The organism is Periweissella fabalis (assembly GCF_012396505.1).
Lineage (GTDB): Bacteria > Bacillota > Bacilli > Lactobacillales > Lactobacillaceae > Periweissella > Periweissella fabalis.
Window position 1 is genome coordinate 198,545 of record NZ_JAAXPN010000001.1, and the last position, 23,883, is coordinate 222,427.

General features: G+C 35.2%; 18 protein-coding genes and 6 pseudogenes. 16 read left to right on the forward strand and 8 right to left on the reverse strand.

From position 1 onward, the window contains the following. Positions 1-85 precede the first annotated feature (85 nt). From HF964_RS00995 to HF964_RS01015, 6 genes and pseudogenes are all read left to right on the forward strand, one after another. Positions 86-736: a helicase-related protein gene (locus HF964_RS00995; protein ID WP_420850114.1), complete on the forward strand. Its 651-nt coding sequence runs from the start codon at positions 86-88 to the stop codon at positions 734-736. 251 nt (positions 737-987) lie between these two features. Continuing rightward, entirely contained in the window at positions 988-1,584 is a 597-nt protein-coding gene (locus tag HF964_RS01000; protein ID WP_168721191.1) for a BrxA family protein, read from the forward strand. 1 nt (position 1,585) lies between these two features. Continuing rightward, the gene (locus HF964_RS01005; RefSeq protein WP_168721192.1) at positions 1,586-2,164 is read left to right on the forward strand and encodes a DUF1788 domain-containing protein; all 579 of its coding nucleotides are present in this window, start codon (positions 1,586-1,588) and stop codon (positions 2,162-2,164) included. A gap of 19 nt (positions 2,165-2,183) precedes the next feature. Continuing rightward, positions 2,184-4,361, forward strand: a pseudogene (gene brxC, locus HF964_RS09930) (BREX system P-loop protein BrxC); the annotation flags it as partial. Between the two features lie 6 nt (positions 4,362-4,367). Then, positions 4,368-5,792, forward strand: coding sequence for a hypothetical protein (locus HF964_RS09935; protein ID WP_455350901.1), 1,425 nt, complete (start codon positions 4,368-4,370; stop codon positions 5,790-5,792). A gap of 50 nt (positions 5,793-5,842) precedes the next feature. After that, positions 5,843-6,466: a hypothetical protein gene (locus HF964_RS01015; protein WP_168721193.1), complete on the forward strand. Its 624-nt coding sequence runs from the start codon at positions 5,843-5,845 to the stop codon at positions 6,464-6,466. On the opposite strand, the gene HF964_RS10065 is transcribed toward HF964_RS01015, so the two are convergent. Next, positions 6,394-6,897: a restriction endonuclease subunit S gene (locus tag HF964_RS10065; protein WP_420850120.1), complete on the reverse strand. Its 504-nt coding sequence runs from the start codon at positions 6,895-6,897 to the stop codon at positions 6,394-6,396. The genes HF964_RS01015 and HF964_RS10065 overlap by 73 nt on opposite strands. A gap of 94 nt (positions 6,898-6,991) precedes the next feature. On the opposite strand from HF964_RS10065, the pseudogene HF964_RS01025 reads away from it, so the two are divergent. From HF964_RS01025 to HF964_RS01055, 7 genes and pseudogenes are all read left to right on the forward strand, one after another. Continuing rightward, a pseudogene (locus tag HF964_RS01025) lies at positions 6,992-10,085 on the forward strand (type I restriction endonuclease subunit R). A gap of 131 nt (positions 10,086-10,216) precedes the next feature. Continuing rightward, complete coding sequence (locus HF964_RS01030) at positions 10,217-11,047, forward strand: GIY-YIG nuclease family protein (RefSeq protein ID WP_168721195.1); 831 nt, start codon at positions 10,217-10,219, stop codon at positions 11,045-11,047. Positions 11,048-11,282: 235 nt separating this feature from the next. After that, positions 11,283-12,227, forward strand: coding sequence for an SIR2 family protein (locus tag HF964_RS01035; RefSeq protein ID WP_168721196.1), 945 nt, complete (start codon positions 11,283-11,285; stop codon positions 12,225-12,227). Then, positions 12,208-14,046 carry an ATP-binding protein gene (locus HF964_RS01040; protein WP_338091058.1) on the forward strand — a complete coding sequence of 613 codons (1,839 nt, stop codon included), beginning with the start codon at positions 12,208-12,210 and terminating at the stop codon, positions 14,044-14,046. The genes HF964_RS01035 and HF964_RS01040 overlap by 20 nt, the downstream gene beginning before the upstream one ends. Positions 14,047-14,126: 80 nt before the next feature. After that, complete coding sequence (locus HF964_RS01045) at positions 14,127-14,888, forward strand: restriction endonuclease (RefSeq protein WP_168721197.1); 762 nt, start codon at positions 14,127-14,129, stop codon at positions 14,886-14,888. A gap of 11 nt (positions 14,889-14,899) precedes the next feature. After that, positions 14,900-16,060, forward strand: a complete 1,161-nt coding sequence (locus HF964_RS01050) for a hypothetical protein (protein WP_168721198.1) — start codon at positions 14,900-14,902, stop codon at positions 16,058-16,060. A gap of 260 nt (positions 16,061-16,320) precedes the next feature. Next, positions 16,321-19,071, forward strand: coding sequence for an SIR2 family protein (locus HF964_RS01055; RefSeq protein ID WP_168721199.1), 2,751 nt, complete (start codon positions 16,321-16,323; stop codon positions 19,069-19,071). A gap of 69 nt (positions 19,072-19,140) precedes the next feature. Here HF964_RS01055 and HF964_RS01060 read toward each other — a convergent pair. Beyond that, positions 19,141-19,389, reverse strand: a pseudogene (locus tag HF964_RS01060) (type I glyceraldehyde-3-phosphate dehydrogenase); the annotation flags it as partial. Between the two features lie 133 nt (positions 19,390-19,522). On the opposite strand from HF964_RS01060, the pseudogene HF964_RS09940 reads away from it, so the two are divergent. Continuing rightward, positions 19,523-19,639: pseudogene (locus HF964_RS09940) on the forward strand (DUF3644 domain-containing protein); the annotation flags it as partial. A gap of 267 nt (positions 19,640-19,906) precedes the next feature. On the opposite strand, the pseudogene HF964_RS10070 reads toward HF964_RS09940, so the two are convergent. From HF964_RS10070 to HF964_RS09945, 3 genes and pseudogenes are all read right to left on the reverse strand, one after another. Then, positions 19,907-20,105 (reverse strand): annotated as a pseudogene (locus HF964_RS10070) (type I glyceraldehyde-3-phosphate dehydrogenase); the annotation flags it as partial. 184 nt (positions 20,106-20,289) lie between these two features. Further along, positions 20,290-20,493, reverse strand: coding sequence for a DUF3923 family protein (locus tag HF964_RS01070; RefSeq protein ID WP_168721200.1), 204 nt, complete (start codon positions 20,491-20,493; stop codon positions 20,290-20,292). Positions 20,494-20,638: 145 nt separating this feature from the next. After that, positions 20,639-20,833, reverse strand: coding sequence for a transposase (locus HF964_RS09945; RefSeq protein WP_420850115.1), 195 nt, complete (start codon positions 20,831-20,833; stop codon positions 20,639-20,641). Positions 20,834-21,273: 440 nt separating this feature from the next. Between HF964_RS09945 and HF964_RS01080 the strand changes: the two genes are divergently transcribed. After that, on the forward strand, positions 21,274-22,059 hold the full coding sequence (locus tag HF964_RS01080) for an abortive infection family protein (RefSeq protein ID WP_168721201.1): 786 nt from the start codon (positions 21,274-21,276) through the stop codon (positions 22,057-22,059). Between the two features lie 62 nt (positions 22,060-22,121). On the opposite strand, the pseudogene HF964_RS01085 reads toward HF964_RS01080, so the two are convergent. Then, positions 22,122-22,289 (reverse strand): annotated as a pseudogene (locus tag HF964_RS01085) (hypothetical protein); the annotation flags it as partial. Between the two features lie 285 nt (positions 22,290-22,574). Between HF964_RS01085 and HF964_RS01090 the strand changes: the two are divergent. Then, entirely contained in the window at positions 22,575-22,856 is a 282-nt protein-coding gene (locus HF964_RS01090; RefSeq protein ID WP_168721203.1) for a hypothetical protein, read from the forward strand. Positions 22,857-23,183: 327 nt separating this feature from the next. Here the strand turns inward: HF964_RS01090 and HF964_RS01095 are convergent, their stop codons facing one another. Further along, positions 23,184-23,330 carry a hypothetical protein gene (locus tag HF964_RS01095; protein WP_168721204.1) on the reverse strand — a complete coding sequence of 49 codons (147 nt, stop codon included), beginning with the start codon at positions 23,328-23,330 and terminating at the stop codon, positions 23,184-23,186. A 24-nt stretch (positions 23,331-23,354) separates the two neighbouring features. Further along, positions 23,355-23,564, reverse strand: coding sequence for a hypothetical protein (locus HF964_RS01100; protein ID WP_168721205.1), 210 nt, complete (start codon positions 23,562-23,564; stop codon positions 23,355-23,357). Between the last annotated feature and the right edge of the window lie 319 nt (positions 23,565-23,883).

Consider the following 23,883-nt stretch of genomic DNA (forward strand, 5'->3'; position numbering starts at 1 on the left):
TGGCTAAAAAAATTCATGAAGTTGAGTCAAATGTATTTAGAATTTGGTGTTGAAAATATGGTTACACCCAAATTTTCAACAAGGAGTGCAATTAATAAAGCAACTCGTCTCAGAAGGTAAAAAAGTAATGGTCTGGGGGATGTTTGTTGGTACGATGCGTAAGATTCAAAAAGAATTGCAGCGTGAAGGTATTTCAGCAAACCGCATATACGGACAAACCCTTAAGCAGGAGCGAGTTGGATTAATCGATGAATTTAGGGATGGTAATGTGCAAGTTATGATATCTAATCCAGCAACGTTGGGAGAATCAATTTCATTGCATAAAACAGTTCATGATGCAGTTTACTTTGAATATAATTTCAACCTAACATTCATGTTGCAGTCACGAGATCGTATTCATCGACTTGGATTAGCTGATGATCAATATACACGATATTACTACTTGATGACGGAAGGTACTAAAAGTAAAGAAGGATTCATTGATGCTCGAGTTTATGAGCGTTTAAAAGAAAAAGAAGTGATCATGATGTACGCCTATTACACACGTTATCAGCAACGTGGCGAGCAGATTGATAAAGTTATCTTGATATACCCATATTCGGATATGTATACAGAAAGTGAGTTCAATAGCTTGGTAGCGACAGAACTAGGTAGTGAAGTCGCGGCTAAGATTCAAGTCCGCTTTGTTGACTTGCTACGCGATGACGTTGAGGAGCAGATGGGGATGTTGGTTTAGAATAGGAATGAAAAAACGTCTACTTTAATTAAAGTAGACGTTTTTTATGGTGGAAATTGAAGTATTTGTTTAATTACATTATTATTAAAGAATGTGTTTCTGATATTATAACATATTGCAATTGATCTGGGTGATGGGCAAATATTGAGTAAAATTTAGTCTGGAAATACTTTACTTAATCCTCTCAAATGACGTATTTATACTGTATAATTAAATTTATTAACGTGAAATTACGAAATGAGGGTTAACTAATGGCTAAAAAGTATACGTCAGGAGAAATTTCACATTCATTCTGGCAAAAAGAATTTTCAATTGCCGTTAAATTACACTTACAAGGTAAAACACCTGAAGAAATGCGCCGGTTGAGTATTGAAGAAAATGTATATAATCAACCGACCGAACGCCGTAAGGTATCAGTTGCTCAAGTCATGAACAAACGAATTATGCATAGCAATGATAAATTACTGACAATTTTTAATGATTTAAGTAATGATAATCAAAGGCTTGTAAATTTATGTGCAATAATGGCGACCAATCAGCTATTACATGATTTTGTAATTGAAGACTTTCGAAATGAAATAATTCTCGGTGATGCCACGATTGAAAATAGAGAGTGGCTTAAATTTTTTAGGCGAAAAGATATTGAAAGTAACGATATTGCTAATTGGTCAGATGAAACTAAGAATAGAATGAGTAGGCTAATTAAAACTTATGTTCGTGAAGCCGGATTGACAAAATATGAAGATCAAGTAGACAAAATTCAATTTCATCTACTGGATTTTAAATTAGTTGATACTCTAAATGAAATTGGCCATAGCAATTACATTGCGGCATTTACAGGAGTATAAAATGAGCGAAATAAACGAAAAATTTACTAACTTACGAACACGTTTAAATAACGATAGCTTTAAAGATAAGCATGGTTTGTCTGGTGAAGTCCCATATTTTATTTTGGAGTACAAACCAAGCGAGGAATTATACGTTCGTGAAGAAGTGCAACGAATTGCTAATGCAGGTCCATTTGGCACATCCAACGTTAATATCAAAGTATTCGATCTATTCGACATTATGATGTCAGTTGTCAATGAATACGGCTATGCAGATGTTTTTGTTGACTTTGAACGTGAAAATGGCATGGATTATGTTATTGAGCAGATGAACAATTTAATGGAAACTAACAACGAACGTAATAAATTTGTTGAATATATCGAGCAACGAGTTGATGCTCAAGCTGATATTGTTTTTATTATTGGTGTGGGAAAGGTATTTCCATTAATTCGTTCACATAAGATTCTTAATACGATGACGCAAGTGATTGACTACATGCCAGTTGTTATGTTCTATCCTGGTGAGTACGACAATATTCGCTTAAGTATGTTCGGTGAATTAAAAGACGATAATTATTATCGTGCAACACAAATTAATTAAAATAGCAAGGAGTATGACAATGCAACTGTCAGATATTTTTGTAAAGCCAATAACTCGTGATATCCAAGGAGTTATTAAGGTTGGTCAAGGTGGCCAAGACACAATTCGTCAAGATTTAGATGAGTATGTTGTAACTAAAGAATTACAACGTTACTTCAATGATTTTTTTACAGCATACCTAAAAAGTATTAATGGACCAACAGATAAAATGGGTGTTTGGATTTCTGGCTTTTTTGGATCCGGTAAATCACACTTTCTTAAAATTTTGTCATATTTATTAAATTCAAAAGTTGAAATTGATGGTAAGACAGCTATTGAATTTTTTAAAGAACAAAATAAAATTGCCGATCAAACAACGATTGCTGCCATGGATCGAGCAGCATCTATAGAAACGGATGTCTTATTATTCAATATTGATTCTGAATCAAAATCAGGTAATAAATCCGATGAGAACGCGATTTTAAATGTCTTTATGCAACAATTTAATAAGATGCAAGGCTTTACAGATAGTAACTTTATGGTTGCTGATATGGAACGCTTGTTGGTTGAAGAAGGCAAATACCAAGATTTTAAAGCTGCGTATAAAGAAATTAATCGTAATCATGATGATTGGGAAAATGGTCGTAATCGTTATGCGTTTGAAAAGAAAGTTATTGAAGAAGCGTTAGTCAAAATTGATTTTGGTTATGATATGCCTAATTTTGATGTGCAAAAACCTATCAGTATTAAGGATTTTGCTGAAATGGTGGCTAAGTACATTGATAAACAGGGTGATAATCATCATGTGGTCTTCCTAGTCGATGAAGTAGGTCAATTTATCGGAGATGATGTGCATCGTATGTTAAATCTTCAAACTGTTGTCGAAGAACTTGGTGTAGCAACTAAAGGTAAAGCTTGGGTTATTGTTACTTCCCAACAAAGTATTGATACAGTTACTAAAAATTTGAGTGGTACTGATTTTTCAAAGATTCAAGGACGTTTTGATACTAAAATTGCGATGAGTTCAAGTAATGTTGACGAAGTTATTAAGCGTCGGTTACTTGATAAAACAAATGATGCAAAAGCGTTTTTAGAAAGTGATTTTGCAAATAATGCTAATTCAATCCATAATAAACTTAATTTTAATGGTGAACGTAAGTGGGCAAAATATAGTTCAGCGGATGATTATGCAGAAATTTATCCGTTTGTGCCATATCAATTTGAACTTTTACAAACTGTGTTAACGGCAGTGCGTGAGCATGGTTCTGATGGTAAACACCTTTCTGAAGGTGAACGTTCAATGTTGGCTATTTTTAAAGAAGCGGCAGTAAGGATGAAAGACGCCTCAATTAGTAGTTTAGTACCATTTAGCATGTTCTTTGATGGATTAGAAAACTTTTTAGATCATGAGCATCGTATTGTTATTACTAATGCGCAAAAGAATGAGCGTGTAAACCCTGATGGTGGTTTAGATTCTTTCCCAATTCGTGTATTTGAAACATTGTTCATGATAAAGTACGTAGATCAATTTGAAAAATCATTGGATAATATTACCACGTTAATGGTTTCAAATACGGACGAAGACGTTATTGAATTAAAGAAAAAAGTGGAAGCTGCCTTAATTGATTTGATTTCGCAAGGATTTGTTGAAAAAACAACCCAGGGATATGAATTTTTGACCAATCAAGAACAAGATATTAAGAAACAAATTGATAAGCAAAACGTTACTGAAAGCGAAGTAGCTACTGAATTAGGTAGTTTGTTTTTCGATGACAGTACAGCAATTAAAGAGACTTTTAATTATCCTAAGTTGCGTGGTAACTATGTCTTTAAGTTTAATGAATTAATTGATGATGTACCGATTAAGTCAAACCGGAATGATTTGACAATCAAAGTTATTACTCCGCAAAGTGAAGATAATCGTAATGAAGTTACATTAAGTGTTAAATCAGCACAAAATACGTTAATGATTGATATGCCTGTTGAAACCAATTATCTTGATGAAGTTCGACAAGCATTATGAATTGAAAAGTTTGTTATGAGCAATCATGCTGTTCAAGATGCCAAGACGACTTTATTGATTAAAACTCAGCAAGCAGAACGAAGTACTTTACAAGAGGCAGCTAAAAAGCATATCTTAGATAACCTAAAAGAAGCTGATATTTATGTATATGGTCGAAAAATTGATGCTTCGGGGAATTTTGTATCTCGTTTAGACGAAGCAATGCAAATAACGGTTGAAAATACTTATCGGAATCTAGATTATATTACAGCGGCTAAAAAGGAATCCGATGTTGTTGACTTATTCAAGGAACGTGGTGGTCTGGAGCTTGACGTACTAGACGGTGATAACCAACAAGCCCTTACTAGTGTTCTAGAACGTATTAGTAGTGAAAATACCCGTAATACGAAAGTCTCATTAAAAACAATTATCGACAAGTTTGCGATGGCACCATATGGTTATCATGACATCGACGTGGCTTGGCTAGTTGCTAAATTATTTGTCACTGGCAAAATTGAAATTAACTTAGATGGTGAAAAAATTTCACTCGCAGATACACGACGAACTAACCAAGAATTTGCTAACTTCTTTACTAAACGACAACAGCACGAGCATCTTTCATTGAAGATTAAACAAGCGATTCCTGCAAAACAAGTTAAGACATTAAAAGAAATTGCACGGGATGTCTTTAATAAAAGATCGTTTAATACAGAATCAGAAGATGGCTTAGTCGTTGAATTACGCCAGACTATTGATAATGACTTGGAAACACTGAAAAATTATGATGGACGTAAAAACCAGTATCCAGGACATGTGTACTTAGAAAAAGGGATTAGTTACTTTAATCGATTATTACAGATTACCGACACGGCTGAATTTTATGCCGAAGTTGCTAAATTAGAAGATGACTTACTCGACTGGCATGAAGATATGGAAGATAATGACGTCTTTGATTTTTATCGTAACAGTAAGTCACAGGAATTCTGGGATAAAGGTTTGATGAAGGTTGAAATCTATGATAAGTCTAAAGAATTTATCACAGATGCTGAATTGGTTACCGTTGCAGATCGGTTAGCCAATGCCTTAAATGCCGGCAATGCTAAAAAATTGCAAGGAATTAAGGATGATACAGAGTTATTTACGGAGTTATTTACAAAAGTATTTGATCAAGAAGAACAAAAAGTATCAGATCAACTGAATGAACATCTGAATAATGGTTTAGGCTTAATCAAGGATACTGATATTGATGAAGCGATTAAAGATAAATTAAGTCATGACTTTACTAGTGCAATGCAAAATATTATTAATGGAGCTAAAAGTGCTGTCAATATTCAAGAATTAAGTTCAAAAACAATTTTAGGTGACCGACATTATGAAAGTTTACTGCGGCAAATTGAGAAAGAATTAGCTAAAATAATCGTTCCAAATTCAGTCGAAGTAACACCTACATCAAATACTGAAAAAGCATCTACTGAAATTACTGCGCCGATTAAAAGTCCTAAAATGCGCCGTATTTCACAATACGGTCCTAGCAAATGGCATATTACGAATGAAAATGATTTAGACACAGAGTTAGCAAAATTAAAAGCTAATATACTGGAACAGTTAAATGATGGTGAGACATCTTATATTGATGTTTCACTATAGTAAAAAAGACAAGGCCGTAGTTGTCTTGTCTTTTTTTGAAAGGAAATAAGATGGATAAAAAAGTAATAAATAATTTTGCGGTTAATGTGCGCCGGGAATTAATTGATTCAATTAAACTAAAACTTGAACTACTTGGTATTAATGAGACTGGTATTAGTGATAAATTACCACAGTCAACTACAGAAATGGAATTTTATGGTATCGCAAATTATCAAATTACCGGTATGGATATTGCACGGCGTAAATCGCTAGTTGCTAAATTAAATGCGCGAGCTAACGATGAAAATTGGCAAGAAACTCTGAATGACTTTATCGAAGAAGTTGCATATACATGGTTTAATCGAATTATTGCTATTCGCTTCATGGAAGTTAATGACTACTTACCATCTAAAACTCGGGTGTTGTCTTCTGAAACTGGCCGTAATGAACCAGATATCTTGTTTAGTGCTTTGGAACTTGAGGAATATTTAGGGAGTTACTCAGAGGAAGAAATAGCTTTGTTAAAGGTTGCGTTAGATACTGAATTACCTGAAACTTTAGATAAAGCATATCGTTTGTTATTTTTAAAACAAGTGAATGCATTAAATGATAATTTAGTGTTTTATATCAGTTTGTTGATAAGGGTATCACGTAATTTTTCTAAAGAACCTACTTGCTTTATGATATTAAATTGAAAATCTGTGATTCGAGCTGCAATACTATTATATTGTTTAAGCTCGTTACTATTAGGTAACGAGACTAATACATTTTTTAAATCGTTTTGTGTTATTAATGGCTGTGTGGATCCTCTATTAAGACTAGACCAATCTATTTTGTATCGTAAAATTTGGTTAACCACTTCTTCATAATCAGCCTTTATTACAAAACTATTATCTGATACCCATACTGGTATTCTAAATCGTTGAACTATACCATGCGTTCCAACTCGGCCAATTGTAAGAATTGATTCATTGAGTAATTCTTCATTAGTCCACCCCATTACTTTACTAGCACCAATAATAGGAATAGGATACTCCTTGCTTTGAAAGTCTTCCTTTATAGGTGGTCTCTTTCCTGAGGATATACTTATCAAGGTTTCAAATTTACTATCTTCAACTTTTGAAATGTTCTCCCATAGATATTTTTTTAATAGTTCTAAATTATCATTTACACCGTTTCACCCGTACCAAACAACAAAATAATATAAAGGAGTCGCAAATATGCCATCGCAATTCACGCTTGAAAGTGATGTTGAGGATTCTGCCTTAGATTGGCTGCAGTCACTTGGGTATACGTACCTTGATGATGCAACCGCTAATGCTGAGCGCGGATTTGATCAACACGAAGTTCTATTGAAGCAACGGGTATTAACTGCCTTACGTTTGCTTAACCCAGGTTACGACAGTGATGTTTACCAAGAAGCGTATCGGCAACTTATTAGACTAGCTGATAATCCCGATTTAATGTCGAATAATCATAATTTTCACAAAAAGCTTGTGGAAGGGATTAAGATTCCCCGTTCAGTCAATGGGGAATCAAAGACGTTTACGTTGTATCCAATCGATTTTAATAATCCCGATCGTAACGATTATGTCGTGACTAATCAATTTACAGTTCTGCAGGGTGAGCATAACCGCCGCCCAGATATTACGATTTTTATTAATGGGCTACCAGTAGTTACTTTTGAGTTAAAGAACTTAGCGAATGAAGAGACTGGAATTGCTAATGCGTTTAATCAATTTCAGACATACAAACGAGAGATTTCAGACTACATGCAGTACAACGAAATTTTGATTATCTCGGATGGGATTGATGCGCGTGCTGGTTCACTTACTGCCGGTGAAGATCGGTTTATGGGCTGGCGGTTACCGGATGAAGTTTCCGGTAAAGCAAAGCCATTACTAGCTCTTGAAAGTTTAATTCGGGGGATGTTACCACATGATGTCCTACTTAATTTAATACGTAATTTCATTATTTTTGAGATGGATGGCGATAAGACCATCAAAATCCTAGCTGCATATCACCAGTACTACATGGTTAATAAGGCGGTTAATCGTGCGCAAAAAGCCGTTAATACGCCTGATGATAATCGCATTGGGGTCGTTTGGCATACACAAGGATCAGGGAAATCCCTTTCAATGGTCTTTTTTGCGGGAATTGCTAGTCGTAATTTGAATAATCCAACGATTGTGGTGATTAATGACCGTAATGATTTGGATGATCAACTATCAGGTACGTTTGCGGCGGCCAGTGAATTTTTAGGTCAAGTACCGAAACAAGCCAATTCACGCGATGAGATGCGTAAGTTACTGGCTACTGAAGCTGGTGGGATTGTCTTTACAACTATTCAAAAATTCTCACCCGAGTTTGAAAATGATGAAACGGAAATGCCAGTATTAACTGACCGTTCAAATGTCATTGTTGTAGCTGATGAAGCGCACCGAACGCAATATGGTTTGAGTGCGCGGTATTCCGATAATGGCGGCGTCAAGTACGGTTATGCCAAGTATTTACGTGATGCGCTTCCAAATGCGTCATTTATTGGATTTACGGGGACCCCAATTAGTAAAACTGATAAGAATACGGCAGCTGTCTTTGGTGACTACATCGATATTTATGATATGGCACAAGCAGTAGCTGACCATGCGACGGTTAAGATATTTTATGAAAGTCACACGATTCCGTTATCAGCGGATGATGGTGCCTTGGATGCTTTGATGCAAGAAGCTGAAAATTATGATGTCTTTGTCGATGAAGATACACCAGAAATGACTAAATCACGACAAGAATACACGCGAATTGAAGCCTTAGCTGGTGCCAAGCCACGGGTTGAACGCTTGGCAACTGAATTTATTAAGCATTTTGAAACACGTCAAGGTCAAGAATTTGGGAAAGCCATGATTGTTGCGATGTCACGGCGAAATGCGGTAGCGATTTATAACGCCATTGTTGCTCAACGACCTACTTGGGGGGCAACGGAAGTCGATAAAGGACGGATTAAAGTCGTGATGACTGGTTCAGCTGCTGATCCAGAAGAAATGCAACCACATATTGGGAATAAGCAATATCGTAAGCAACTTGAACGCCGGATGAAGGATTTAAACGATGAGCTTCAAATTGTGATTGTCGTTGACTGGATTTGATGTGCCTTCGATGAACACAATGTATATCGATAAGCCAATGAAAGAGCATAACCTGATGCAAGCTATTGCCCGTGTTAATCGGGTCTTTCGGGATAAAGGTGGTGGATTAGTCGTTGATTTTATTGGGATTGCTGATAACTTAAAGCAAGCCTTGCAGCAATATACACCAAATGATCAAAAGCAAGTTGATATCAATGAAGGTACCGCGATTAAGTTGATGATGGAAAAGTACGAGATTATCAAGAACGATTTCATGTACGGTATTGACTATCGTGGGTATAATTCAACGGATCGCGAAACGCGGATGAATGCCTTTCGCAATACATGGAATGAACTTGAAGGACTTGATAAAGACGAGAAACGAACCTTCATTGATGTTGTAACACAATTAACGCGTGCCTTTGCGTTAGTTGCTACAAGTCATGAAGCACAAGTTATCAATGATGAGATCGCGTTCTTTAAAGCCATTAAGAGTGCTATGATTAAAATGACGGTGACCGGTGGTGCAAGCCAAAAGGAAATTGACTTGCGGATGCGCCAAATCTTAGATAAATCAGTCGTTACAGGTGAAGTAGTTGATCTATATGCTGATTTAGGAATTGAAAAACCTGATATTTCAATTCTTTCAGACGCCTTCTTAAAAGAAGTTGAAAACATGCCGCAAAAGAACTTAGCTTTGAGCTTATTGGAGCAATTGCTCAATGGGCAGGTTAAGTCATTGGCACGTTCTAACCTTACCAAGGCTAATTCATTTAAAGAATTGCTTGAAAAATCCATTGAAAGCTACAATAAACGTGGAGTAACAACGGAAATTGTGATTCGGGAACTGATTGAGTTAGCTAATCAAATTACGGCAGCTCGCAATGCCGGTCAAGAACTTGGACTATCACCGGAAGAAGTGGCATTCTATGATGCGCTATCAAACCATGATAAAGCGGTTCAAGAATTAGGTGAAGAAAAGCTCCATGAATTAGCACGCCGCCTTGTAGATGAAGTGCGAAAAAATCTCGGGACGGATTGGTCGGCTCGTGAATCAACGCGCGCGCAAATGCGGGTCGCGGTTAAACGCCTATTACGCCAATTTGGTTATCCGCCTGACTTTGCGGCGGAAGCGATTGATACAGTGGTTACTCAAGCTGAAACAATGGCCTTTCGCGAGAGTGGGCAGTGAGGGTGAATCTATAATGTTAAAAGCCTAGGTCGATTGTGACTTAGGCTTTTTAATTATGGCTAATTTAGAAAAATATAGAAACTTATCTTAAATTAGGTACAATGATAGTAATAACATTTCAAGGAGCACATATGACCAAGCACATTTTCATCAGTAAGGAAGGCAATGATAATTCGATTTCGGTGTTCAATATTGAACCAGTGGTAATTGTTATTGCTGATCGCAAGGATTTGAGTACTATCAGTAAGCTTGAGGAAGCACATATTCCAGGGATTTATATTCTACTTGGCGAGGATAAGCGCTATGTTGGTCAAGCATCTGGTGAGATTATTAATCGTCTTTTGCAACATGACAAGAATAAAGACTGGTGGCACAAAGTTATTTTCTTTGGGCGCGAAGATGGTCATCTAGATAAATCGCAAACCGATTACTTAGAGAACAAGCTAATTACGAAGTTCAATGACATGGGCTTACCACTAGATAATGGAACTGCAGGTAATTTGAGCTATATTGACAAGCTTAGTAAGAGTAAGGCCAATGAGATGCTGTCAATTGTTGAAGATACCTTATTAAACGTTGTTAATTTGGATTTGTTTGAGGTTGAAGATGATGTGCAAGCTGTCGATCCTCTAATAGAAGAAAATCTTGGAGTATACATCCGCTTCAATGGTCAATCCTTTACACAGAATAGTGCTAGAAAAGCGTATGGTCAGTTAATGGAATATATATTTACCAAACCAATATATCGGGAAAAGCTATCACAATTTATCACTGATGGTAAGCCAACCACGGTTGAATTTGTAGGTCAGTTTGAGAAAATTTCCGATCGCGGAGTTAAATTAACCCGCGAACTCAAAAACGGCGAGCATCTGTATGTCAATTTTTCGCGTAGTGCGATTGAAAATAAATTTAACTTAGTAGCGGATCAATTGGGGATGCCGATTGAAGTTAGTTTTAGCTAGAATAGTGATACGAAAGTCTGCCTGCGGGTGGGCTTTTTTGTTTTAGTTTGTCTTTAATAAAACTAAACCTTTTTAATTTTTTATCAATGGTGTATCTTATTAACTGATAAAATAAAAAGAATGGAATATCGAGATGGAATTTACGGAACTAGCTAAAGAAATAAAGAGTATGGCAATTAAGAAGCGGCTGAATTTTCTGATTGGATCAGGGTGCTCAACACCCGCAATTAAATTGATGGATGGGGATAATATAAAGCTTGAAGCAGATATCAAGGATGTGAGTAGCCGCTTGATAGATGATTCATATACGTCTAATCCAGCAAGTACGACTGACCTAGAAAGCAACGCTGACCCAGTAAAAACCATCGACGATGATATAAAAGACGTACTCGCTAACTATACAACGTTCCTTAAAACCATCATTGATTTAACAAACGTTTCCAATTCGCGGCAGGTTCCCAAGCGGATTAACATCTTTACTACCAACTATGACCTATTCATTGAGAAGGCGATGGATGAAATTTTGACTGAAAACATGCATATCGTCTTTAATGATGGTGCTAACGGGTACTTCAAACGGTATTTGGAGAGTTATAACTACAACAAAACCACCGCATATCGAGGCCAGTTCCAAAATAATATTAGCGAAGTACCGTCAATTTCACTCGTTAAGCCGCATGGATCAATAAATTGGCAAAAAATCGATGATAAAAAAGTCCAGATTATGAAATCCGTAGTAGAAAAACCATTTATTGTTAAACCAGACGGTCACGAACCACGGAATACCTTTGAAAATCAACACTATTACGCCATGTTGCGATTGTTTCAACAAGAACTCGAACATGAATCATCTATTTTGATTGTTATTGGCTTTTCGTTTGGTGATGAACATATTAAAAAAATGGTCACCAACGCGTTGGCTAATCCATCTTTAAAAGTCTACATTTTGGCTTATGACGAAGATGGCGCAAAGGACCTTAGGAGTAAGGTAACGACATCCAAGCAACTACTCGTGATTGAGATGAAGGATTTATTTAAATCTACAGGTGCTGAGCTTGAAGTGACTGATGGTGACACTAAAGCTACTGACAATGAGATCAAGGGTAACTTGGCGGCCCTAACTAGCATATTGAGTATTAATAACGTGGAGAGTGATAGTAATGACAAGTCAGAGCGCTAAAAAGCTAGGGGTGATTATCGCGGTAGATGGGGATATCGCCCAAGTCGGAATGTATGAAATGTCCAATGATTCCGAATACTTGTGGTACGGGGATGTGCTTTCAGGTGTTAAAGTTGGTGCGTTTGTAACTATCAATCAAGATGATGTGAAAATAATCGCTTCAGTTGTCAGTGAAAAGATAATCGACCAGCAAAATACTATCAAGAGTAAGGAATTTGATAACCGTTATAACCCGAATTCGATAAACCGGATTGTCCAATTAAAGGCCAAAGGGGTTATTAGTGATGGCAAGTTTGAGGTTACGAGTAAGTTTGTGCCAATGATTGGGAATGAAGTCTCGGTAACGACCAAGGCTGAATTGGGCGTTATTTATGGGATTAGTAAAGCCATCGCAAGAATTGAAATTGGCAACTCGCTCCTTGAAGGGCAAAAAATTGAACTGCCGATCAACCAGTTCTTTGCGTCGCATATTGGGATATTTGGTAATACCGGTAGTGGTAAATCTAATACGCTGCACCGGCTATTTATTCAGCTGTTTAGAACGGAGCACAAGCAAGGGATTATTGCCAGTGGTAGTCAATTTTACGTGATTGATTTTAATGGTGAATACACATCGGCGGGCCAATTTGCAATTGAAGCAAAGCATAAGAAGGTATATAAGCTCAATACGCGAAACGGTGGAAAGGGTGATAAGTTGCCAATTTTGCAGTCTTATTTATTCGATGCCGATATCTTAGCAATTTTATTCGATGCTCGGCCAGCTACACAGGTACCGTTTCTTAGAAAGGCAATTACATATTGGAATCAGTTAAATAGCAGAGAAGATATGGTAATAGTTGAGGCAATCGTAGATTCTTTTATTGGAATGTTAATAAAAATACTAACGACTGGGAAAGCTGCGCAACAAGATGCCAAGAAGAACTGGATTGAATTGGCTAAAAAGTACAGTGGTTCAAGAAGTGAGCCAGGAATAAATAAGATTGAAAATCTAAATATGTATAATACTGGAAATTATAGAAATGAAGATATGTATGGAGTAACTTACAATGAAACATTTATAAATTTTGGTACTAAAATATCCGTGAAAATGTATGAATTTCTGGAACTAGAAGCTATAAAAAATGATATTACATCCTGTTTATCTGGGAAAAAACCAATTGGACTTCTGAAAGCACATTTGGAGTTTCAACGGTTATATGTATCGTCATGGGGCTCAACAAATATCGAACATATTAATCCGTTATTTAAGCGGATAGAAGCCTCATTTGATGCATTGGAGAAGGTTGTCAAGGTCGTCGACAATATAGATTCTAATTATAAAACGCTAAACGTTATTTCGCTGGTGAATACAAATCAAGAAGTAAAACGAGTCATTCCGATGCTACTCTCTAAAATGATCTATGATGAACAAAAACGGGTAGTGAATGGTGGTAAACCCCAAAAGACGAAGCACTTAATTATTGATGAAGCGCACAACATTTTAAATGGTTCACATCATAACGTCGGGGATGACTGGCAAGATTATCGCTTATCGGTGTTTGAAGAGATTATCAAAGAAGGCCGGAAATTCGGATTTTATTTGACCTTGTCATCGCAAAGGCCAGCTGACATTTCACCCACAATTTTGTCACAAGTCCACAATTACGTGATCCACCGGCTTGTGAATGATAAAGATTTGCAAATTGCCAACCTTAGACAGGGCTTCGTTTCGGATGATTCCAATGCTTGGAAAAGGGGAAGCAATCATTACGGGAAATGCGCTATCCGTGCCAACGTTAGTGAAAATTCCAAAAGAGACCGAGCATCGACCAGACAGTGATGATGTTGAATTGACTGAAGTGTGGACGAACGTTTTCTTTTGATTGCAATGCACATTTATTAATGTAAGGAGAGATATAGATGGTTAATAGTGGTAAAGAATACGAACTATTTTGTATGAGTCTTATTGAAAAACTAAGTAAGCAAGGAAATTCATTTGAAAACATACAACATAATCAAAAATTAATCGGGGAAGCTAACACACCTAATCAAGTAGATATTACATTTGATTATGTGGTTGACGGTGTTAAAATTCCAATGATTGTGGAGTGTAAAGATTATAGTCGAAACGTTAGTAAAGATCGTATCGCAACATTATCAAGCATTGCAAATGAAGATTTAGGAATGTCAGGAATCTTTATGGCTAAATCAGGATTTCAAAAAGGTGCAATTGAATATGCCAAATCACACGGAATTGATGTGTATAAAGTCAATCATGTGGATGATGCTAACTGGGATAATCGTATGAAGAATATAGATATTAATATGACGATAACAACTGGGTATTCATTAGAAATAGGAATGAAATTTGTAAAATCCGGGTATGAAAAAATGCAAATTTCTCAAGATTTAAAAGTTTATGATCAGAATAATAATTTAAAATATGTTCTTTTTGACAAAGTAAAAGAGATATTTAAGAATAATTCAAATCAACAGTCGTTTGTAGTTCCAGTAGAGCATGATTTTACTTTTATTGATAATAGTTATATTGAAATTGAATCAATAAATGTGAATGTTATACCTGAAATAGCGGAACAGACTATAAAAATTCATGCGGAAGATTTCATTGAAGGAATAGTAGAAAATGCAATAACAGGTGAGTGGATTACAGTTAGAAAGTGAGAAGGTATTTAATGGTTAAACTAAATTTTGAATTGTTACTCAAGGCAAAGAATGACGAGCAGGGAGCAAAAAGACTATTTTATGAATCAGTCCAGAACTTTGAATTGTTTGAAATTGACAGGAAAAATCAGGTTTTGAGTTATAAAAATAAGACTGGAGTGAATCTAGATTTCAATTTTAAAATTGCAAAAGCGGAGAATATCTTGTTTGTTAAATTAGCTGCAGAAACGTCTATTCATTGGCAACATATGAAAATATACGATGAGTTTATTTCAAAAATAAAATATGTTTTATCTCCCGATTTTGAAATTACTTTTTTATCCAAAAATTTATCAAAATATTATGCAGATAAATGCAATCCAATTCTATATGATTACGAGGAAAATCTAAGACAGTTATTTTATTTAATAGCGCATTTTAATGAAATACAGGATATGACAAAAAGAATATCTCAAAAGACTAATGAATCTTTGAATACCACTGTTGAAAATTTAAATTTGCATGAATTAGAGAAACTTTTTTTTGAAAAGTTTTGGATTTATAAAGGAGATAAAACATATGAAAGTATAGATATCGAAAATGGTAAAAATATAATAGACAAAATAAGTAATTTGAATGAAATACCTAAGTTTTTGAGTACATGGGAACTATTTTTAAATCCAGTTTTAAAAACGGATACTTTCGAAAGTATTGATATAACAAAAATACGTGAGTTAAGGAATAAGGTAGCACATCATAAAGAAATATCACATGAAAATTGGCGCTATTGCAAAGATGATGTAGTGAAAGTTGTTAAAGTATTGGAAAATATTAAAACGAAAATAATACGCAATAAATTCTTTGAATATGAACATCATGATATATCTGAAATGATTAATAAATTATCGAATGTATTTAATATGATAAATAAACAGTTTAAAAATATGGACATCTCGAGTAGTGTAAGTAAAATGCTGGAGGGTACTAAAATCAGTATCCCAAGCGTTCAAGTGCATCAACCAATTCCAATGATTAAAAATATAATACCTAATTTTGATTCTATGAATTTGATGATGAAAAGCTCAATTATTATGAATCAATTTGCTAATAGCTTAAGAACTTATGATAATAGGGCTAAAATAATTGAATCGTGGAATCATATGAATAATTTAGCAGATAGAGAGCAAGAATGATTAAAAACGCATCTTAAGTAACTTTTTACAGTATTCTTTATTTGGGTACTCATAAGATATACCCTTATTGTTTAATTAATGTTAGTAAGTTAGTAAGTTAGTAAGTGTATTTCGAAGAAAGTCTGCCTGCGGGTGGGCTTTTTTGTTTTAGTCTATCTTTAATAAAACTAAAGCTTTTTAATTTTTTATCAATGGTGTATCTTGTTAATTGATAAAATAAAAAACGAGATAAATATATTAGAAAATACGAGGTATGATGCGTGATTACAAAATTAGAAGCAGCAGCAATTGAACACTTGATTTCAGCTATGAATAATGACAAGTTGATTATCTTTGTTGGGGCAGGTGTATCGATTGGCTCAGGGTTGCCTAGTTGGAATGATTTAATTGATCCATTGCGAAAAGAACTTGATGTATCCGAAACTAATAATTTAAAAGTAGCTCAAATGTATTATGATACTTGGGGTAAGCATAAATACATGGAGAAAATAAATGGAATTTTATCAGAAGGAAAGGTGCCACAGCCCAATAAACTGCATGAGTTAATATTTAAGCCGCAGCATATAATTACGACTAATTATGATACCTTGCTGGAAGACATGATAAACCGTGGATTAAAAATGTACAGTGTCTTGAAGAAGGATGATGATATTCCATATGCTGATTCGACAAACTATTTAATAAAAATGCATGGTGATTTGGCTGAGAATAACATTGTTTTAAAAGAAGATGATTATCTGGAATATGAAAATAATTTTCCGATGATGTCAACATTAATTAAGTCCTTGATTATGAATAATACCTTGTTGTTTGTAGGTTATTCTTTAAATGATTCGACCTTTAATTCAATCTATCATCTGATTCAAAATACATTTGGCGAAAACGACAACCAAGCGTATTTTTACACCCCTGAAAAACTGGAAGATGCATATAAAATTTATTATTCAAAGAAGGGGCTTTTTGTTATTTCAACTGAAGAGGCGGACCTTGATAAAGGTAAGGCAACTGAAGAATTTTTAGAAAAAATTACCACGAAAAATAGGAATGAACCTAAAAACGCTCAAGATCTTTGGAATAATATTAAACACTTAAATTCGTTTGCGTATCTACAAGTTGATAATGTTGTAGAAGCATTGAATTTAAAGCAACGAGCATATTTAAGTAATGGTAATTACAAATGGGTGGCAACGAACGCGAATACGGATACAGATCAAACGGAAAGTGCAAAACTTAATTTTGATATTGATATTGATGAAAAAAATAATACTGCGTTGATAAATTTTTTGGATTCTAAGACTATGTTTATCGAGTTTTTGAATTTAAAGTTTTCACATACGATAAAATACAACAGAAATAATTTTTTAAACGAAGCTTTTGAACTTTATGAATCAATGCAGTACACAGCTGCTAAAGATAAATTTGAAGAGTTAGCAAATATTGCTTTTGAACGTGGTGATTATATTAATGCGCTTATTGCGAGAAAGAATGTTGATACAATTCATCTTAGTATATTTGATCAAATCAATAAAAAACCAGAAAAATCAGATGCTCTTAGCAATTCACTAATTAATAGAGAATTGAATGGAATAATCAATAGCATTATGCCATCTGCAAAGGGAGACAGTAATTCTGGTGTCCAATTTTTTAATACAGAAATTTATAAAAATAAGTTTGCATATAATACGTTAGCTGAACTGGATTATACTTGTGTTAGCATTGAAAATGAAATGGAGTTAATTAAACAGGGAGGATTTTCGATAAGTAATAATTTATTCAATGCAAAATTTAAGTTCTATGATTTTGTGAACTTTATCCAATGCAACTGTATTTGTATTTACCAATACACGATTTTTCAAGATGTCGTAACAAAGTATTTTCATATTTTAGCGATGGCATACAAAATTAATCATGATCCAAGTGATAATCGAATATTTAAAGATGCAGCAACAGAAATGGCACAATTTGAATTAGTTGATTTAGAAAATATTGTGCCGTTTATTAAACCCAAGAACATCGACTTATATTTAGGAAAGTATGGAATAAAGAGTATTCAAGTATCTGATGAAGGTATTGATTATATCCTCGATCAAGCAATATATTGGTCAGCTAAAATAACTCAAAGGTTGCAACCTGAAAGAAACATCTTAGAAAGATATGTTCAATTTTTAGCGCATATTAAGAAGATAGAAAAGCAACATACAAATAGGTTAGTAAAGTTATTTGAAGACTATACTTTGTTTAATACTAATCGTGATGAATTAAAGCCGCTTCTAAAAACAATTAGTAAGAATTTTGACGTTTTGACAGATTTACAGAAGCATATGCTTAAAGCAGTCATTGAAAGGCAACTAGCAAAAATAGTTACGGGAAAATATGAATTTCATGATAGTAACTTCTACTTGTATGTAGAAATAATGAACCAGTATCAAGATAAAACTTTTGATTTTAGTGTTTTGAAAGACATTATCAACATTGATAATGTAACGGAATATGAATCGTTTTTGATTTACTTTTTCAAATTCTTTGATACAGATTTAAAGCAAGTAATAATCGACATAATGAATCAATATGCTAAGTTAGCTGAAAAAGACATGGATGCTGAATTTATAGGCAGTATGATTCTTGCAAAAATTTATCGCTTCGAAGATCAAAAAGAGTATGTACTCAATCAGTTGAGTGCAAAAGGTAACATGAAAGAAGACGGAATACATTATCCTGATAAACAAAAAAATGCTCTGGCATATATATTAGATTTAAAAAGGGATAATTACTTTTCAAGCGATGAAGTTACCGAAAAATTACAAGAAGAGAACGTGACTGGTAAATTGCCGGAACTTGATTGGGAAATATACCAAAAATGGAATTCAGAATTAATAAGTAATTTTGCAAGTATTTATCCAATGAGTGAATTATTTCATTATTTTGGCACAAATGAAAAGAGCGAAGAAAGATTGAATAAATGGATTATTGATCAAGCAAGGATAGACAAGTTTAAGTTTAAGTTTAAGTAATGTGCGCATCCAACCCACAAAAGGCAGCCTCCCCACGGAAGCTGCCTTTTCACTTACCACCAAATCACATCACAACTGCGCAAAATACGCTAATGTTCGGACCCTCTGGCTGACGAACGAGTTTTCGTTGTCATACTAGGCGACGACATTGACGAGCGTTTGGTTGTTTGGGAGGGTGGTAGTTTTAGTTTGGGTGGCATCAAACAACGAACCATACGGCATGCCGATGACATCACTTGAGACGATCATGTCAGTGTTGTAGCCCAATGCCACCGATTGAGCTGCCTGCATGGCGGCATTGATTTGGTCAGTGGAAACAACGCCCATCGAGGTTACCTGCTAAGGCCGGGATGACGACCTTTTGGGCACCGGTAGTGATGCGTGCTATATTTTCGTTATCATGGATTTGGCCCTAGAAATAAAGTAGGCCGGATATTTAGTATATAAACATAAGATTGGTTCCAGAGTTGAGTATACTTACTCTCAACAACTTATTGATTTTATATTTTCAGAAATTAAAAAAAGACCGAATTTATTTGTTAATGAGGTTTTAAATGCAAAAAAATAAGACAACCCCAGGAGCAAAGGAATTCTCAGTAGAAATATCTACCTACCCCAATTCAGGGACCCGGCTTTATCCGTCTCAAGTTATCTGTAAAGTAATTATCAAGCAAATTTGATTATTTGTCAATTGATATTGATAAAGGCATGGCAAAGATAATATGTAACCTTATTCATTAAGAATAGCTCTATATGCAAGTCTTAGTGTCCCTAATAGTATCACAAAAGGCAGCCTCCCCACGGAAGCTGCCTTTTCACTTCCCCCAAAATCACATCACAACTGCGCAAAATACTCCAATGTTCGGACCATCTGGCTGACGAACGAATTTTCGTTGTCATACCAGGCGACGACATTGACGAGCGTTTGGTTGTTTGGGAGGGTGGTAGTTTTAGTTTGGGTGACATCACAATAACGAACCATACGACATGCCGATGACATCACTTGAGACGATTATGGCGGTGTTGTAGCCCAATGCCACCGATTGAGCTGCCCACGGGTGCCGGGATGACGACATTTTGGGCACCGGTAGTGATGCGTGCTATACTTTCGTTATCATAGATTTGGCCCTAGAAATAAAGCGGTCCGGATACTTAGTATAGGAGCAATACATAACGGAATTAATAACCCCACCAACTAAAAAACTCATTCCATGTTATTTAATCCCTTTTTAACAATAAATAACAAATTCCTTGAATAATAAGTAAGACTACCAAAACTACTCCCAATACTCCAATAGAAATTAACTTGTTTTCTAAAGTATTTACTGCCCCTGTACCGTCTATTTTTCTAAACCATAAAAAGATTGATCCTAAAATAAAACAGATAATTTCTAAACCGCTAATTATTTTCCAAACTTTCATAATATTCCTCTTTCTGTTATTTCGTCCTTTAGCCGACATAATCGCAGTTAAAAGTAATTGTGTTGCAAAGTTCTCTCTAATTCACCTAAATTATAAGGTAAATTAGATAAAAAAGATAGCTATAATTTATAGAACGAAACTGTCTTCATGGCATTAAATTCAGTCTGCGTAACGGGTTGTCCATTGGTGTCAGTGCAGACAACTTGCGTTTTTTTACCCAGCCAGTTACTGTTTGAACGGCAAGATGGTATTCATTAGCTAACGAATTGGCTGAGCGGCCCTCGTTGTACAAGGCGACGATTGAGGCTTTAAATTCAGTTGTGTATTTTTTAGTTGGCATAATTAAAAACTCCTATACTTTCGTTATCATGGATTTGGCCCTAGAAATAAAGTAGGCCGGATATTTAGTATAGGAGTAGATACCAGGATTATAAAAAGGATGGGGATACTGTTAAAAGGCATGCAGTTGTACATGGAAAAGTTAATCCTGAAAATTGGAATGTGAACTCATTTTATGAAGTACTATGCGCTATCATAAGTATTAGTATTGTGTTTGATTTGTAGGTGATAGTCCTTAATACCCACATAAAAGGCAGCCTCCCAATGGAAGCTGCCTTTTCGTTACCATCTGGCTGACGATATTGACGAGGGTTTGGTTGTTTTGGGTGGAGGTAGTTTTAGTTTGCCTTGCATTTAATAAAACTAAAGCTTTTTAATATATTCTTTATGGTGTATCTTATTAATTAATAAACTAAAAACAATGGAACTAGGATCAGAATTATGGATATCTCACCTAAATATAGAATAGATTTAATTTCTAAGTTAGAAATCGCATTAATGAACAAATATGATTTAGAGTATTGTGAATACTATATAAGAGCGTATCAAGAAGAAATTGATTCGTTTGGAAATGTTGATTTTGATATTGCATACTCAAAAGAAAAGGGACACGGATTTGATATAGATATAAGAGAGACATTAAAAAATATTGGCCTGGCTTCACCTGAAAAATTAGTTAAAATAGCGATTGATATGGGCATTGAAACACCAGATTTTATTCCATCAATTCCGATGTTCAAGAATAAGTTAAAAGCTGACTATAAAAATGCTGCAACTAGTTTTGAAAAGGCATTTAAACATGTTCAAAAAGATCCAGGTGAAGCGATTGGACATGCTAATTCGGTGTTAGAAAGTATCATGAAGGAAATTTTGAAGAAGACACCTGACTATGAAAAAGATGCATCAAGAGGAACGAGAAAACCCTTGCTGAAGGACACACTAAACACCTTTAGTATGAATGGCACAGAAAATACTATTCCCCAATCAATCAGAGACATTGCTAATGCGCTTGAGAATATCACTAGAGGAATTGAAACTACACGGAGTGATCTTACATTAATTCATGGACAGGATTCAGATAAGCCACTTATTAAAGATCCAACCTATGCATATTTTATTGTGAATGCATGTGCTACAGTAGGTCTTTTTTTGATTAACATGTATGAAGATAAGCAGTCGAAAAATACTAATCAAGCTGAAATAACTGATGATGATTTACCATTTTAAATAAGCTGAAAGGTATAGGAACTATTGAACTATATGAGTGAATACTATACGGCCCCATCACACTACAGACTACAGGTCTCCAATATACGCCAATGCTCATACCAGGCGACGACATTGACGAGGGTTTGGCTGTTTGGGAGGGTGGTAGTTTTAGTTTGGGTGGCGTCAAACAACGAACCATACGGCATGCCGATGACATCACTTGAGACGATCATGTCGGTATTGTAGCCCATTGCCAGTGGTAACAACTCCCTCGAGTTTACCAGCTAAGGCCGGGATGACGACCTTTTGGGCACCGGTAATGATGCGTGCTATACTTTCGTTATCATGGATTTGGTTCTAGAAATAAAGCGGTCCGGATATTTAGTATAGGGGGCAAGTAATGGTACAATATCAAGATATAGTGTCGTAAAAGCAATTGATATTGGTGGTACATCGCCACGTGACTCCATTGCGAAAAGACGAAATAAAGTAGCTAGTCGGTATGACGGCTATGCTTTCGCCTAGGAGAAATTATGAGTAAAAAAAACAATGAGAAAAGGTTACGAATAAATAGTATATATACAACAGTTATTTGCTTAGGACCACCAATTTGGACGTTGATCGGACTATTTACTACAATTTCTGAAAAAGAAAGGATAGTTAGTACTATTGCTACGATTCCGTGTTTACTTTTTCTAGGTTTTATTTTGGGGATTGATCATAGAGATAAAGATGTTTTTGAACTGGCACAGGAAGTTGATGAGCTCGAAAGCCAACTGAGAGAACTAGAAAATAAAGCAAAAAAAGATAATTAAAATAATACCCCGATACTAAATGAAACAGTCATGATATTTAGTATCGGGGTATTTCTATTTAGTTGTCGTAAACCTTTGATAAAATCGGTACGAGGTCATTTAGGACTTGGGCGACCGGCGCTAGCCAATTGGTCGTGCATGCCGCAGCTGAGATGACGCCCTTTTTGGCACCGGCAGTGATGGGTGCAATACTTTCGTTATCGTGGATTTGATTCTAGAAATAAAGTAGTCCGGATATTTAGCATAGGAGCAGATGGCTTTGGGTACCAAAAAAGCGGTTACTAAATACTACTTAATAACTGCTTGATATGGTTAATTATTTAAATTTTATTTCTGGTTCACTACACCATTTTCATCGGGCTTTTCGTCCATTTGTTCTAGGTATTCCGCATATTCAATTTTTGCCCAATCAGGTGCGTCATCAGCGATACCATCTTTTGTCCAATATTCAATTCCTTTAGGCACAATCATCATTTTATCAACTCCTGAACATGGTTATTAGTAGAGATATGTTTCTTCTTCTGGTGTATCACGTCTAAATGGTTCTTCATCAGACTTATCAACTATATCCATCCATTTTTGAACATCAAACTCAGTTATTAAACCAAATTGAATATTACTTGGTAAATCAATACCAAATTTTTCTAAATATTTGTTGTTTAATTCGTGAAAAAGTTCAGCAGCTTTATCAGTCTCAAAGCAAATCATTCAAGGCATCCTCCAAAATATTATCTATTTGCTTAAAGCTTTTCTGCAAATAACTCGCTACCCATGTCATCTTTACGTTGTTTCTAATATGTTGCTTTATGTCCAAGCTTAAACCATAAGCACTAGTTATATCAGATATTGCCCTAAAGGCCTTTAAACCACTATTAGGTTCCTTGCTTTCAATAGCATTATACATGATATTGAGCTTATTTTGCGCCCATACTAAATATCCGGACTGCTTTATTTCAAGAGCAAAAGCCGATGTATAACACATTGCCTAAAAAGTAAATTTAAAAATAGCGCAACTTCAGCAATGGAG